The 14,172-nt window shown below is 58.3% G+C and carries 14 protein-coding genes; 13 read left to right on the top strand and 1 reads right to left on the bottom strand.

Features of this window, described 5'->3' with window-relative positions; genetic code table 11:
* Positions 1 to 221: 221 nt before the first annotated feature.
* The 8 genes from ACUNV4_RS23930 to ACUNV4_RS23895 all read left to right on the top strand — a co-directional run bounded on the left by ACUNV4_RS23930 (position 222) and on the right by ACUNV4_RS23895 (position 8,802).
* Positions 222 to 2,084 (top strand): sialate O-acetylesterase, encoded by a 1,863-nt coding sequence (locus ACUNV4_RS23930; protein WP_430881162.1) that lies wholly within the window; start codon positions 222 to 224, stop codon positions 2,082 to 2,084.
* Positions 2,085 to 2,193: 109 nt separating this feature from the next.
* Positions 2,194 to 3,249 carry a phosphate ABC transporter substrate-binding protein PstS gene (gene pstS, locus ACUNV4_RS23925; protein ID WP_430881161.1) on the top strand — a complete coding sequence of 352 codons (1,056 nt, stop codon included), beginning with the start codon at positions 2,194 to 2,196 and terminating at the stop codon, positions 3,247 to 3,249.
* 131 nt (positions 3,250 to 3,380) lie between these two features.
* Entirely contained in the window at positions 3,381 to 4,358 is a 978-nt protein-coding gene (pstC, locus tag ACUNV4_RS23920) for a phosphate ABC transporter permease subunit PstC (protein WP_430881160.1), read from the top strand.
* Positions 4,355 to 5,263: a phosphate ABC transporter permease PstA gene (gene pstA, locus ACUNV4_RS23915; protein ID WP_430881159.1), complete on the top strand. Its 909-nt coding sequence runs from the start codon at positions 4,355 to 4,357 to the stop codon at positions 5,261 to 5,263. The genes pstC and pstA overlap by 4 nt, the downstream gene beginning before the upstream one ends.
* Before the next feature lie 79 nt (positions 5,264 to 5,342).
* On the top strand, positions 5,343 to 6,134 hold the full coding sequence (gene pstB, locus ACUNV4_RS23910; RefSeq protein ID WP_430881158.1) for a phosphate ABC transporter ATP-binding protein PstB: 792 nt from the start codon (positions 5,343 to 5,345) through the stop codon (positions 6,132 to 6,134).
* An 80-nt stretch (positions 6,135 to 6,214) separates the two neighbouring features.
* The gene (locus tag ACUNV4_RS23905) at positions 6,215 to 6,910 is read left to right on the top strand and encodes a hypothetical protein (RefSeq protein WP_430881157.1); all 696 of its coding nucleotides are present in this window, start codon (positions 6,215 to 6,217) and stop codon (positions 6,908 to 6,910) included.
* Between the two features lies 1 nt (position 6,911).
* On the top strand, positions 6,912 to 7,178 hold the full coding sequence (locus tag ACUNV4_RS23900; protein WP_430881156.1) for a hypothetical protein: 267 nt from the start codon (positions 6,912 to 6,914) through the stop codon (positions 7,176 to 7,178).
* A gap of 91 nt (positions 7,179 to 7,269) precedes the next feature.
* Entirely contained in the window at positions 7,270 to 8,802 is a 1,533-nt protein-coding gene (locus ACUNV4_RS23895) for a glutamate-cysteine ligase family protein (protein WP_430881155.1), read from the top strand.
* Positions 8,803 to 8,817: 15 nt separating this feature from the next.
* Here ACUNV4_RS23895 and ACUNV4_RS23890 read toward each other — a convergent pair whose 3' ends face one another.
* On the bottom strand, positions 8,818 to 8,979 hold the full coding sequence (locus ACUNV4_RS23890; protein ID WP_430881154.1) for a hypothetical protein: 162 nt from the start codon (positions 8,977 to 8,979) through the stop codon (positions 8,818 to 8,820).
* A 287-nt stretch (positions 8,980 to 9,266) separates the two neighbouring features.
* Here ACUNV4_RS23890 and ACUNV4_RS23885 point away from each other — a divergent pair, with 287 nt between their 5' ends.
* From ACUNV4_RS23885 to ACUNV4_RS23865, 5 genes are all read left to right on the top strand, one after another.
* Positions 9,267 to 9,401, top strand: a complete 135-nt coding sequence (locus tag ACUNV4_RS23885) for a lmo0937 family membrane protein (protein WP_430881153.1) — start codon at positions 9,267 to 9,269, stop codon at positions 9,399 to 9,401.
* A 195-nt stretch (positions 9,402 to 9,596) separates the two neighbouring features.
* On the top strand, positions 9,597 to 10,763 hold the full coding sequence (locus ACUNV4_RS23880) for a pyridoxal phosphate-dependent aminotransferase (protein ID WP_430881152.1): 1,167 nt from the start codon (positions 9,597 to 9,599) through the stop codon (positions 10,761 to 10,763).
* 161 nt (positions 10,764 to 10,924) lie between these two features.
* The gene (locus ACUNV4_RS23875; RefSeq protein ID WP_430881151.1) at positions 10,925 to 12,496 is read left to right on the top strand and encodes a M28 family peptidase; all 1,572 of its coding nucleotides are present in this window, start codon (positions 10,925 to 10,927) and stop codon (positions 12,494 to 12,496) included.
* 146 nt (positions 12,497 to 12,642) lie between these two features.
* Complete coding sequence (locus ACUNV4_RS23870; RefSeq protein WP_430881150.1) at positions 12,643 to 13,335, top strand: glutathione S-transferase family protein; 693 nt, start codon at positions 12,643 to 12,645, stop codon at positions 13,333 to 13,335.
* 227 nt (positions 13,336 to 13,562) lie between these two features.
* A complete protein-coding gene (locus ACUNV4_RS23865) occupies positions 13,563 to 14,123 on the top strand; it encodes a hypothetical protein (protein WP_430881149.1) in 561 nt (186 codons plus the stop codon).
* Positions 14,124 to 14,172 lie beyond the last annotated feature (49 nt).

Genomic DNA, 14,172 nt, shown 5'->3' with positions numbered 1-14,172 from the left:
GTGATGGTTTCACTACGGGCCTCTACAGTCAAGGAAGGTAGTGCGCCAGGCAGTGGATGCCAGCAAGGGACGGTGGCCGCCAAAACCTGCGCACCTGCCGAGGGGCCGCTTTGGTAGACTGAGCGACTGCTGAATGGACTCGCGGATGATGTTGATGCTGCGAACAGGGATGCCTTCTTCCAGTCTGATGCTTCTTCACGTGTTCACGCGCTGTCAACGACATGATAAAGACTCTACTCCCTGTGCTCCTTTCGGTACTGCTGCTGAGCGCCTGCGGCGGCGGGTCCGGCGTTACGGTTGAGGCCGCTGGCGATCCGACAGAGCAAGGTAATGATCCCGATACCTCGTCAGACGGATCTGACGACAATGATGTAGACAGCGACAGCGACAGCGACAGCGACAGCCCGGCAGCTCCCGACGCACCCGACGCACCCGATGCACCCGATGCACCCGATGCACCCGATGCACCCGATGCACCCGATGCACCAGTTTCGGGCGGTGATGTCGCAACACCGGGCGTCAACACACCCGAGCTGCCCAGTGACGATGATTCGTCGCAGCCATTGCCGCCGGCGCCATTGAACCTGCGCTCGAGTCGCTACTCGGACACCGCTGCAGAGCTGTTCTGGGAACAGCCGGAGGGTGTTGATGCCGACACCGCGCGATATGTGGTCACTCTGGACGGCAATGAGCTGGGTAGGGTGAGTTCCCGGAGTTTCTTTATCGAATCGCTGCAGGCGGGGCGTGAGTACACCCTGACGGTGTCCACGTTGGACGGCAATGGCCTGCTCAGCCTGCCTGCGGACATTCTGATCAATGCACAGATCGACATACCGCCGCCGGTCTACGACTTCGAGCTATCCCTGGGGCAGACCAGGGTGACACTGGAAGAGGGCAAGGACGTAGGCGCCGTAGTCCGCATCAACGCGATGCCACAGGGCAATGAAGCAATCCAGTTACAGGTTCAGGGGCAGAATCCGGGTGATATGGCCGATATTGTCCTGGAACTGGATCGCGAGTTCCTGCAAGGGGAACAGCTGAGCGCCGAACTCAATCTGCATCTACCGGTCGGCATGCGGCCCATCCAGCCACAGGAGCGCCGGCTCAACATCGTGGCAAGCAGCGGCGAGGAAGTGCGCATTGCCGAACTCGTGCTGGATGTCACGCCAGTGGCAGCACCGGACGTCTACTTGCTGATTGGACAGAGCAATATGGTCGGTTCCAGCGAACCGGGTGCCAAACAGGTCTGGGCTGGCGGTCTGGATGAACGCAACGGGCGCATCTGGCAACTGAATGTGGCGCCCAACAACACGCAGATCTTCAGCGGACTGGCAGATTTCCAGAACGAGTCCGGCACGCTGATCGAGCCCCACTTCATCGAGGCAGAGGACCCCCTGCACGATCCGCGCAATCCGGTAGTGGCGTTCAAGGGCGGTACCACGATCGGCCCGGGGCTCTCGTTTGCCAAGGCTGCGCTGGCCGATACCACGCAGAGAATCTATCTGGTGCCCGCCGCCTGGGGGGCCAGTGGCTTCTGCCGCGTGGCCGGCAACGAGCTGGCCTGGAATGCCGGCAGCTCTGACAATGCTTCTCTGGGGGGAACAGGATTGCTGGAGCGTGCGCTGACTCGCCTGCGTATTACCCTGCGTGAGACCGGTGGCATACTGAGAGGCGTACTGTGGCATCAGGGAGGTGCCGACTCCAACGACCAGGCTTGCGCTGATGCCTATGCCGAGAATCTGAAGCTGATGGTCGAGCGCATTCGTCGCGAGGCTCCACAGGATATACGCGGAGACGCGGCTCGAGGCTCACAGGCTCCGATACCCTTCATTGCCGCCACACAGTCCCGGGGCGCTGACGATCGGGGTGACTATTCCCTGTGGGCATCGACAAAGCATCAGGTGGATGCCGTGCACAGGAGCATTGATGCCTTGTTGCCATACGCGGACTGGGTCAACAACGATGATCTCGTGCCACCGTCCTATCCCTGCGGTTCCAGCTCCTGTGTTCATTTCGGCGCAGCTGCAAGTCGCGAAACCGGTCGCCGCTATTACGAAGCCCTGAAGCGCATCTGGCAACGCTGAGCCGGATCTGTTTCCCATGCCGTGACACTCGGCTGTCATATTGTGCCGCTACGCTACGAATCTGAATTCAAGTTCTTCATTCATGTTCAACACGGCGCACAGGGATTCCATGTCCAGCTCAATATTCAGATCGTTCGCAATTGCCACAGTCGGCGCTTCTCTCGTCATCGGCAGTTCGCTGGCCAATGCCGATACCAAGCTGATCGGTTCTGGTGCCAGCTTCCCCTTTCCCATCTACTCCAAGTGGTTCAAGGACTTCAGCCAGGCGTCCGACGGTGTGCGTGTCGACTACCAGGCCAAGGGTTCTGGCGCCGGCATTCAGGATCTGGTCAACGGTACGGTCGATTTCGCAGCCAGTGACGCAGCCATGAATGCCGAGGAAATGGGCAAGGTGGACAAGGGAGTGGTTCTTCTGCCACTGACTGCCGGGGAGGTCGTGCTGGCCTACAATCTGGACGGCGTCGACGAGCTCAATCTGCCACGCGATGTCTATCCGCAGATCTTCACGGGTGAGATCACTCAGTGGAACGATGAGGCCATCGTGGCCGCCAACCCGGGTGTGGAACTGCCGGATGAACAGATTACCGTCGTCGTTCGTTCCGATTCCTCCGGTACCACGCATGTATTCACCGGACATCTGAGTGAAATCAACGAGTCGTTCAATTCGGCCATCGGTCAGGGTAAATCACCACAGTGGCCACAGACTCAATCATTCATCAAGGCACCCAAGAACGATGGCATCACGGCGACCATCAAGCAGACTCCGGGCGCCATCGGCTATATCGAATACGGCTACGCCAAGCTGACTGGCGCCACTACCGCGAGGCTTGAGAATGCGGCAGGCAATTTCGTTTCTGCCGGTGCCGAAGCGGGTGCAGCGGCTCTGGCCAGTGCCGAGTTCAGTGACTCGACTCTGCCCGAGAGCGAGGTTCCCGATCTGATTTCCTGGATATATGATCCGGCAGGTGAAGAGGCCTATCCGATCGCCAGTTTCACCTGGTTGCTGGCCTATCAGGAGCAGGAAGACGAAAAAGCCGCGGTCATCCGTGATTTCGTTGAATACGCGATTACCGAAGGCCAGAAGAGTTCTGACGAACTGGGTTATATCCCTCTGCCCGAGAACGTGGTCGAGCGTGTTCGCGAAGCCGCAACGTTCATTCAGTAGACATTCACGATTCGACAGCAGGCTGTGCGCCGTCATCCGGCGCACAGCCTCTGGCTGTCTGAGAACTGATCGAACGATACCCGAGGCGCTCGGAAGCGCCTGCAATTCTCGCCTATCTGACAGGAGCCGGCATGGCCCGACATCAATTCAACATCAGCAGAACCAGTGGCAGCGTCAGTGCTCCGCCCAGCTCTCGTGAGCTGACCGTCGACTCTCTTTTCCGAGGCTTCGCCTGGATCTGCGCCGCCTTCATCATCGTTCTGACTGCCTGGTTGCTGTTCAAGATCGGTGCCCAGGCGATTCCTGCCATCCGGCAACACGGCTTGGGATTCATCTTCGGCACCACCTGGGATGTCTCGCGCGAGTCGTTCGGTGTATTGCCGGAGATCTGGGGGACGCTGTACAGTTCCTTTCTGGCATTGATCATCGGTGGCACTTTCGGGGTTGCCATCGCGATCTTCCTGACTCAGGAATTCATCAGTCCGCGCCTTGCAGCGGTTTTTCGCACGATTGTCGAGATGCTGGCGGCCATTCCTTCGGTGGTGTACGGGCTGTGGGGCATCTACGTGGTCATTCCGATGCTGCGGCCGATATCCGAGTTTCTGCATGCCTGGCTTGGCTGGTTTCCGCTGTTTTCAACCGATCTGGCAGGACCCGGTCTGGCGCCGGCTGCACTGGTGCTGGCCATCATGATCCTGCCAACCGTGGCGGCCATTTCGGTAGATGCCTTGCGCCGTATCCCCTACAAGGTCAAGGAAGCGGCTTATGGCATGGGTACGACCCGCTGGGAGGCGATACTCAAGGTGATGCTGCCAACCGCATCCTCGGGCATTCTTGCTGCGCTGGTACTGGGGTTCGGACGCGCCCTGGGCGAGACCATGGCCCTGGCCATGCTGATCGGTAACAGCAATCAGATCAATCTGTCGCTGTTCGCGCCGGCCAACACTCTGGCATCGCTGCTGGCATCGAGCTTTCCGGAAGCAGGAGTCGTCGAGGTACAGGCCTTGATGTATGCCGCTCTGGTATTGCTGGCCATTACGTTCCTGGTGAACGTGGGTGGACTGGCGATTCAGCAATACACGGTCAGAAAATTCGAGGGAAAACGATGATTCCGGTAGCCAGCATGATCGATGATGATGCTGCCGTCACGGCGGCAAGAGCCATTCCAAGACTGGAACGCCAGGCGTTCGAATCGCGGGCTCTGAAAAGCGGATTGCTCACGACACTGACCTGGGCGGCTGCGTTGCTGGCAGCGGTACCACTGGTTTCGGTGCTGTACATGCTGATTGTCGAGGGTGGCGCACGCATCGACCTGGAAGCCTTGACGGCCTTGCCGCCGGCAGGATTCGAACAGGGCGGGGGCTTCGGCAACGCCATCGTTGGAACCCTGCTGATGGTGGGAATCGCATCAGCCATCGCCGTGCCACTGGGTATCATCGCAGCCATCTACCTGTCGATACTGGGTGCACACACCCGGGTAGCCCGTGTGTCACGTTTTCTGGCCAAGGTACTGACAGGGCTGCCCTCGATACTGGCAGGCGTTTTCGCCTATGCCGCTGTCGTGTTGTGGATGGGTAGTTACTCTGCCATTGCCGGAGGGGTTGCACTTGGCATGTTGATGCTGCCTACCGTGGTGTTGACGGCTGAAGAGGCGATGAAGGAAGTGCCGCAACGCATGAAGGATGCCGCTTACGGCATGGGATGCACGCGTAGTCAGGTCATCTGGAAAGTGGTGCTGCCAACGGGGCTGCCCGGCATACTCACTGGCGTGATGCTGGCAGTCGCCGGTGCAGCTGGGGAGTCCGCACCGTTGCTGTTCACGGCCCTGTTCAGCAACTATTACGTCAGTGAAGTCGTCGAGCCAACGGCCTCACTGTCCATCCTGATCTACAACTTTTCAGCCATGCCCTTCGACAACCAGATTTCGCTCGCCTGGGCAGCTTCTCTGGTTCTGGTTTTCATGGTTCTGATTATCAACATCCTCGCCAGGCTGATCGGTCAGCCGAAGGTCTGATGCAACGGATATGCCGGGAGATTTCACTATGAACGCAACCATGCCCCCCAAAAGGGTCACCATTCAAGAAACCGCACCTGTGACAAAGACAGCCACTGACGATGTTGTTCTGGACTGCAAGGTTCGCAAGATACACTACGGAGACTTCCTGGCAGTTCGCGACAGCGATGTGCCCATTGCCCGCAAGCAGATTACCGGTTTCATCGGTCCTTCGGGCTGTGGCAAAAGTACCGTGCTGCGAAGCCTGAATCGCATGAATGATCTGATCGATGCCTTCCGTTTCGATGGGCAGGTGTCCTATCATGGCAAGGATATCTATGCACGGGACGTTGATCCAGTCGTGGTACGGCGCTACATCGGTATGGTCTTTCAGCAGCCGAACCCGTTTTCCATGAGCATCTTCGACAATGTTGCCTTCGGACTGAAGCTCAATCGTTTCAAGGGTGATACTCACGAAAAGGTCGAAAAGGCCCTGCGGGGTGCTGCCTTGTGGGACGAGGTCAAGGGCAAGTTGAAGAACAGTGGCCTGTCGTTGTCCGGTGGACAGCAACAGCGGCTGTGCATTGCGCGTGCCATTGCCACCGAGCCGGAAGTGCTGTTGATGGATGAGCCCTGTTCTGCTCTGGACCCCATTGCAACTCGCCAGGTGGAAGAGCTGATGCTCGAATTGAAGGAGAATTACGCCGTGGCACTGGTAACGCACAATATGCAACAGGCGACACGGGTTGCGGACAAGACGGCGTTCTTCGGGGTCGACATGTCGGCAGGTGGCAGAACCGGTTATCTGGTAGAGATGGGCGATACGGATCAGATCTTCAACCATCCGCGTGAGCAATTGACCCGGCAATACGTCGCCGGCGAGTTCAGTTGAACACTTCGAACCGCTCTTCCTGATCGCTGCGGGTCCTTTTCAGGAGTCAGTCTTTCATGGGCATGGAGCCGGATACTGCAATGGCGATCACATCCAACTGCGTGACTGGTGACCGCTTCGATCTGGGGGCGATAGCCGAGGCCCTGCACGGTCTTCGCCGTCACATGGGGCAGGTCAATCGGCGCCTGGATAATCATCATCAGGCGCTGGACAGGGATTCCGTCAACCAGATCGTGCAGGCATACAGCATGATCGATCACCATCTCACGGAAGGCCTGCCCCTGTTGTCCATGGGGCAATCACGCAGTGTACTGGCGGTCAACCACTGCGTCCTCTTCGGTATGGAGAACTCGGGCAATCCCGATTACTGCAAGGCCTTGAAGGCCAGCGAAAGGCATTTCTACGGCGTTACCGGTTCGGGTATTGGTGATTTGCTCGACTGGTATTCCAGAAGTCGTGATCAGGTGGTCTGGGACCTGGCGGCGGGAGTCTATCTGCACACGATCGGGCCGCCACAGTTGTTTCTTGAGGGAAACCATCGAACCGGGGTGATACTGGCCAACTATGTTCTGGGAAAAGCCAGTCAGGCTCCGTTGGTCATCGATCATCGGCTGGCACCGACATGGTTCGAGGTGACTGAAAAGGTGCGCTCGCGTCGGCGCAGTTTTCTGGAGCCGAGGTTCTGGCTGCGTTCATTCCATGGCGAACTTGCCGATCTGATCCAGAACCATGTCAACGAGCGCTATTTGCGCAGCAGTTCGATACCGGGGAAATGAAATGGGAATCTCTTCCAGCAGGAGATTGAGTCCAACCGAGCGAGTGGATGCACTCTATCTCGATCTGTGCAGGCATTATGAGGGGGGTGATGACAAGGAGGTGCGGGCAGCGGCAAAACTGTTGCTGGTGGCTCTGGCTCGATTGCGTGAGCACGGCGGTGCCAACTGGGATGTGACGCTGGATGCCTATGTGAAGATCGCCAAGAATAGGCCGGAAAAGCTGGCCAACATCCTGCGGCAGGGCAATAGTGGGCGCAAGTCCATGTAGCTTGTACCGAGTCGATCGCTCTTCGACGGGTGGCAGCGCAATGCCTGCTCTGTTTGCAAACTCTGCTTGATGACCATTCCGGTGTGAGAATATGGGGCCGGTCGGCAGTCAGTCCGAGACCTTCGAGCAGCAGCGCATGGGCAAGAGCATTGACAGTACCCGTTTCACCCGGGATGACATACAACAGTTCAATACCCGGTTGGACGAGAGCCTTCTTGCCCTGGAAAAGATGCTGGCCACTCCCGACTTCGGCCAGGGTGAGCCTTCCATTGGCGCGGAGCTGGAGCTGTACATCATCGATGAACGTGGCAAGCCGCTGCCGATCAGCAAGCGTCTTGTCGATACTGCCGATGATGATCGGCTGACCCTGGAGATCAATCAATACAATCTCGAGGCGAATCTCAGTCCTGGTCCCATGCGGGGAGCCTCCCTGAGACGAATCGAGGACGAGATGGTAGAAATTCTCACCTCCTTGAATGCCCTGGCCGAATCACAGGGGGCAAGGGTCGTGCCGATAGGAATTCTGCCAACACTGAGACCGCGTGATCTCACCCAGGAGATGATGACGCCGGACAAGCGCTATCAGGCGCTGAGCAGGGAGTTGAGGACACGCAGAGGCGAGAAATTTCGCATTCGGCTGCGCGGTAGCGAGCGGGTAGCCTTCGGTACCGACAGTGTGACACCGGAAGGCGCCAACACCTCATTGCAGGTGCACTACCGCGCTCATCCCGATCGTTTTGTCGATCTCTACAATGCCATCCAGCTGGTCACCCCGCTGGTGCTGGGGCTGGCGGTCAATTCGCCCTATGTACTCGGGCGTGAAATATGGCAGGAGACGCGGATCGAGCTGTTCCGTCAATCGATCGACGGTCGCAGTCGACGCCGGCGCAGGCTTGGACTGCCGGCGCGCGTGAATTTCGGCCACGGCTGGCTGCGAAGGAGCGCCCTGGAATTGTTCGCCGAGTCCGTTCACCTGTTCGAACCACTGCTGCCCGTCTGTTCGGACGAAGAGCCGCTGGCAGCGTTGGCTGCAGGGCAGGTGCCAGATCTCGAAGAGCTGGCCTTGCAAATGGGTACGACCTGGCCCTGGAACCGCGCTGTGTATGACTCGCAGGAACAGGGGCATGTGCGTGTCGAGCTGCGCGCACTACCGGCGGGTCCAAGCGCGATCGACATGCTGGCGAACACCGCCTTTGCGCTGGGCCTGGCAGAAGGGTTCATGGACAATATCGAAACCCTGCTGCACGCCATTCCCTATGCCTCTCTCGAGAGAAACCTGCAGCAGGCAGCGCGCGATGGTCTGGAGGCGAGTCTGCTGTGGCCATCGCGGACCACACGACGCCTGGAGTCATATCCGCTGATTGATATTGTCCGGGAGCTGTTGCCCACCGCAGATAGAGGGCTCGAAACTGCAGGGGTGGCGGACGAGGACCGCCGGCGCTACATGAATTGCATCGAACGACGCATCACCGCCCGCCGCACCGGTGCCAACTGGCAGACAGAATCCGTCAGACGTTACCGTTGCGGCGGCGCTTCGAGAAAACGGGCCTTGCAATCCATGGTGAATGATTATGCCGAGCTGTCGCTGTCGAACCTGTCAGTGGCAGACTGGCCATTGCCGTGAGCGTGAAGCGGACCTTCAGCTCTTTTTCGGAGATTTCTTCATCTGCTGACCGCAGCATGTAAAGAATGCGCCGTCGTCGGTGTCGCAGTTGCAACTGGTCGTGATCAGGAGGCTCATTTCGCACTCTTCGCAATGATAGGTATCGCCTTCTACAGGTTTGTCCGATTGTTGACTCATGACATTGACTCCAGGTGTGGTAAGGCCGATGGGAGATCGGCGTGGTATTGACCTCGATGAGACACGAAGACGCGAACCGGAACAGCGATTTTTAGTCGTGGTTTCATGTCTCATCGAGGTTGAGTATCCGACAGCAGTGCGTCGTGCATGGCTCGTTGTAACAACGCCAATGCAAGTGTCGCCAGGGTTCCGGATTGATCGCGGCAGGTGCCAAATTACAAGCTCCGGGTTCCTGTGGCTGACTCGTGCAACCATCGTTGTTTTTGAACGAGCCTCGGAGTAATGCCATGTTGTGGACACTGATCGTCATATTGATGCTGGTATGGCTGGTAGCCGTAGTCGTCAAGTTCACCGTGGGGGGGCTGATCCACGTCCTGCTGCTGGGGGCCCTGGCGCTGCTGGTGTACCGCATGCTGACCTGACGGATGACCTGACGGATGACCTGACGGATGACCTGACGGATGACCTGACGGATGACCTGACGCATGACCTGATGCGAGTCCTGATGCGAGTCCTGATGCGAGTCCTGACCCGGTGCGACATGATCGATTCGGAGTTGCTTGTCAGAGATCTGGTTCGCGGGCATTCTAGCGCCCTCGACAAGTACGGCTTCGACCATGACAAGCACACCATTCAGTAGTGCACGCGCTGCCAGACTGGCGCCGAGCCAGATCAGGGCCGTGTCCGAACTGGGCATGACATTGCCTGGTGTCACGCCCCTATGGTTCGGCGAAAGTGCCTGGCCCAGCAGCACCATGGCGGTGGAAGCTGCGGTCAGTGCGTTGCAGCAGGGCGATCACTTCTACCAGCCCAATAGTGGCAAGAGCAGTCTCAGGGATGCCCTGTGTCAGTATCTGGCCCGATGCCATGGTCAGACCTTCGAACGGACGAGAATCACGGTGACAGCATCCGGCATGCAAGGGCTTGCCCTGACTGCTCAGGCATTGATCGACCCGGGCGATGAAGTGGTTTGTATCGATCCGGCCTGGCCGAACATGGCCGAGTGTTTCCAGATCGCCGGTGCGTCCATGAAACGATTGGCACTGGAGGTGGTTGATGACAGGTGGTCGCTGGACATGAACCGCCTGATTGATGCCGTCACGTCTGCCGTCAAGGTGGTGATCATCAATTCACCGTCAAACCCGACCGGCTGGGTCATGCCGGCAGAGGATCAGAAGGCGCTTCTCGAACACTGTCGGCGAACAGGTACCTGGATCGTGGCAGATGACGTCTACTCGCGCCTGTACCGCCATGGCGATGTCGCGCCAGGGTGGCTGGCATTGGCAACACCGGAGGATCGACTGGTGTCGGTCAACAGTTTCTCCAAGACCTGGTCCATGACCGGCTGGCGACTGGGTTGGATCACGGCGCCTGCCGAACTCGAATCGACCTTTGCCATGCTGACGGAATTCAATATTGCCGGGCCACCGGGCTTCATCCAGCACGCTGGTGAGCGCATGATCATCGCCGGTGAACCGGAAGTTGCTCTGCTCAGACAGCGCTTGCAGGCGGGTTATGAAAGGGTGGAGGACGCCTTGAATAGTCTGCCCGGGGTGCGCTTCGTGCAGCCCGATGGCGCCTTCTATTGCTTCTTTGCCGTGAACGGCATGCGAGACAGTCTGGAGTTTGCCAGATCACTGTTGCATACGGCACGCGTGGGGCTGGCCCCCGGCATCGCTTTCGGCACTGCTGGTGAAGGCTACTTGCGCTTGTGCTATGCACAGCCGGTCGAGTTGCTTGACGATGCACTCGAGCGTCTGGTGGTGGAGCTTCGCAGGGTATAGCGTTCGGCAATTGGCTGATCGCTTGGCTATTGTCCATCAGGGAGCAGCGGGCTGTGATTGTTGTTCATAAGTGGGTGTCTATTTAGTCCTCAATGTAACCATGAAGTGAGTCACAAAAGTTTACGATGAGGTTCAAGTAACCCCCATCAAAAGGAGTAACGATGACGACACGTGACCTTTCTTCCATGGTAAACACCGCCCGGCATCTCTCATGTGGAACGGCGCTGGCCGTGATGTGCGGCGCTCCGGCTCTGGCCGGCGTCGGGGTGGATACTTCGGCATTGAACGAGGCTGTGACACTGGAAGGTGTCAGGTCGCACCTGGAAGTTTTCCAGCAGATTGCCGACGACAATGGCGGCACGCGGGAAGCGTCGTCTGATGGCTATTTCGATTCGGTGGCCTATGTCGGACGCTTGATGGCGCTGGCGGGCTATGAGGTCGATGTCCAGTTGTTTCCCTATCTGGTGTTCGAGAACAATTCACCGGCCGAATTCGCTCAGGTGTCACCCGTGCCGATGGATTACGTGCTTGATGATGAGGAGGGTTTTGCCGAAGCCACCTATTCGGGGTCCGGGGACGTCACCGCCACGGTGGAAGGTGTGGACTTGCTGATACCGGCAGCGGCCGATGCCAATACCTCGACCAGTGGCTGCGAGGCAGAGGACTTTGCGCAATTCACGGCCGGCAACATTGCTCTGCTGCAGCGTGGCGCGTGCTCTTTCTTTCTGAAGGCGGCCAATGCAGAAGAGGCAGGTGCCAGTGCGGTCATCATTTTCAACGAAGGTCAGCCGGGTAGAACAGCCGCCTTGTCGGCAACACTGGGCGGGCCGGGCGTCTCCATTCCGGTTGTCGGTACCTCCTATGTCGTTGGCACCGAACTGGCAGGTGGCGAGGCCACGGCGCGCGTCATGGTCGATGCCCTGACCGAAGAACGCATCAGTGCCAATGTACTTGCCGATACACCCATCGGCAATCCTGACGAGACCGTGGTAGTGGGAGGTCACCTGGATTCGGTCGATGAGGGACCGGGTATCAACGACAATGGCAGTGGTTCGGCTGTGCTGCTGGAAGTGGCCTTGCAGATGAGCGCGCTGGGCTTTCTGGATAACGAGGACACCGGCGTCAGAAATCGCGTCCGGTTTGCCTGGTGGGGAGCCGAAGAGGCAGGCCTGCTTGGTTCCGAGTACTACGTGAATACCGTGTCCGATGCTGAGTTCGAGCAGATCGTTGCCAATCTGAACTTCGACATGGTTGGCTCACCCAACTACGTACGCTTCGTCTACGACGGTGATGGATCAGCAAGCGCCGAAGCAGGTCCGGAAGGCTCGGCCTTCATCGAGTGGTTATTCAACGACTACTTCATGGAGCAGGGGCTGGCCACGGCACCGACGGCCTTCGACGGTCGGTCGGACTATGGTCCGTTCATTCAGTACGGCATACCGGCTGGCGGACTGTTCACGGGCGCCGAAGGTGTGAAGACGGAAGAGGAAGCGGGTATCTTTGGCGGAGTTGCCGGTGAAGCTTATGACGCCTGCTATCACGCGGCCTGTGACACCATCGACAACATCAATGATCAGGGGCTGGATGAGATGGCTGATGCCATGGCCTATGCCATCAATGTGTTGGCGGTCAATGATCTGCCAATGCCTTCCGCCAAACAGGCGGGTCGCAAGCGTAGTGCCGGACAGTCCGTCATGGACATGGACTATCGCGGAAACCGTCTGCAGAAATAGACCGATCTGCAAGGCAAGTCGGTCAACTGTCCGTTGCGAGCGGACAGCTGACCGCATCGGTCTGTCGATATCGAGCGTCTGACGGGAACCATCGCGTATCATCGCAGTCCATCGACTACCTCTCTTATCGACCATAGCGTTCAACCATGATCAAGTTTCACTACAGCCCGGCTCCGAACCCCTTGAAGGTCGCCCTTTTTCTGTTCGAAAGTGGGCTGGAATTCGAAGCCATACCCGTTGATACCCGCAAGGGAGATCAGTTCAACGAGGCATTCGTGGCGCTCAACCCCAATGCGAAGGTTCCGGTCATCGAAGATGGCGAAGCTACCGTATTCGACAGCAATGCCATCCTCCTGTATCTGGCCGACAAGACCGGTTCGTTCGTGCCGCCTGCTGACGATCATGCAACCCGTGGGCAGATGCTGTCCTGGCTGATGTTCATTGCCAGTGGCCTGGGGCCATTTTCCGGGCAGTCGGTACACTTCCGGCATGCGGCTCCAGAGCCGAAGGACTACGCCCTGAACCGTTATGACTTCGAAGCTCATCGTCACTACGAGGTACTGGACAAGCATCTGGCCAGTCATGACTGGATGCTGGGCGCGGACTACAGCATTGTCGACATGGCGCTGTGGGGCTGGGTTCGAATGGCGCCGTATGTACTCGGGATCGAGAATCCCTGGGAACAGTACCCGAATATCAAGCGCGTACTGGATGCCGTCAACGCACGTCCTGCTGTCGAGAAGGTACTGGCACTGAGTCAGCAACACGAGTTCAAGCAGGAAATGGACGCCGAGGCCTTGCGTTTCATGTTTCCACAGAACGAACGACTGAAAGCCTGAGGCTCTGCCTCGTCCTCATGCTCGGGCTGAAGCCTGCCTGGCGATACAGAGCTGGGCAGGTGATTCCGGATCGGTGTACGATTTTTGCCCGAGAGTGCTGTTCGAGCCATGTGTACCGCTCATTTTTCCGGTGAAGCGTCATCGCAGGGATGCGATTCGGTTGCAATGGACGTACACTGTGGCGGTCTGCTGACGCAGCTTGGCAAGGATCAATACTGGATAGGGCTATGGGTAACGGTTTACTGATTTTCATCGTGGTTGTCGAGGCGTTCGCCATCATCTGGCTGGCCAGTAAACTGAAGCAGTATCAGAAGTTCGAGCATGTGCTGCAGGCACAGAGCGAAGTGCCGCCAGCCGCGGCATCGAACCCGGCTCTGAAGGCTCAGGCAGCCGTTGGCAGTCGAACGGCGGTCAACCCGGTGGCCAGTGATGCGGCCGATCTGGATGGCGAACTGCTGGACATGCCGGGAGTGGAACCCGAGACGAATATCGAGGAGGCCAAGCGAGTGCAGCTGGTCATGGCCCGCTGTCACTATGCCGAATTCTATCTGGAACAACTGGACGACGATTACGAGCGCGGCCAGTTCAAGCACATCGTCAACAGCTGCATGAAGACAGCCAGTGGCATTACCGACCCGTTCTTCAAGGCCAGTGCGCTGCAGCCGCTCATACTGCTGCTGGATCGAGCCGGCTGGGAAGACAAGCGTGACAGATTGTTGTCCAGCGTGGAAGACGACATCATACGTCAGCGTATCGAACGGCAGATGGCGGCCAACGCCGAGAGCTGAACAGGCCTGGGTCAGTTCGCTGCCGGCCGGTTGTCGGTACCTGCAATGG

The sequence above is a fragment of the Granulosicoccus sp. 3-233 genome (genome assembly GCF_052681095.1).
Note: the sequence above shows the minus strand (reverse complement) of the source record. Positions and strands in the feature narration are given on the sequence as shown.

Coding starts and splice junctions, on each gene's coding strand:
- ACUNV4_RS23890 (WP_430881154.1), bottom strand. CDS start 8,979: ATGAGTCAACAATCGGACAAACCTGTAGAAGGCGATACCTATCATTGC.
- pstC (WP_430881160.1), top strand. CDS start 3,381: ATGGCCCGACATCAATTCAACATCAGCAGAACCAGTGGCAGCGTCAGT.
- ACUNV4_RS23885 (WP_430881153.1), top strand. CDS start 9,267: ATGTTGTGGACACTGATCGTCATATTGATGCTGGTATGGCTGGTAGCC.
- ACUNV4_RS23930 (WP_430881162.1), top strand. CDS start 222: ATGATAAAGACTCTACTCCCTGTGCTCCTTTCGGTACTGCTGCTGAGC.
- ACUNV4_RS23900 (WP_430881156.1), top strand. CDS start 6,912: ATGGGAATCTCTTCCAGCAGGAGATTGAGTCCAACCGAGCGAGTGGAT.
- ACUNV4_RS23870 (WP_430881150.1), top strand. CDS start 12,643: ATGATCAAGTTTCACTACAGCCCGGCTCCGAACCCCTTGAAGGTCGCC.
- ACUNV4_RS23865 (WP_430881149.1), top strand. CDS start 13,563: ATGGGTAACGGTTTACTGATTTTCATCGTGGTTGTCGAGGCGTTCGCC.
- pstS (WP_430881161.1), top strand. CDS start 2,194: ATGTCCAGCTCAATATTCAGATCGTTCGCAATTGCCACAGTCGGCGCT.
- ACUNV4_RS23895 (WP_430881155.1), top strand. CDS start 7,270: ATGGGGCCGGTCGGCAGTCAGTCCGAGACCTTCGAGCAGCAGCGCATG.
- ACUNV4_RS23905 (WP_430881157.1), top strand. CDS start 6,215: ATGGCGATCACATCCAACTGCGTGACTGGTGACCGCTTCGATCTGGGG.
- ACUNV4_RS23875 (WP_430881151.1), top strand. CDS start 10,925: ATGACGACACGTGACCTTTCTTCCATGGTAAACACCGCCCGGCATCTC.
- pstA (WP_430881159.1), top strand. CDS start 4,355: ATGATTCCGGTAGCCAGCATGATCGATGATGATGCTGCCGTCACGGCG.
- ACUNV4_RS23880 (WP_430881152.1), top strand. CDS start 9,597: ATGACAAGCACACCATTCAGTAGTGCACGCGCTGCCAGACTGGCGCCG.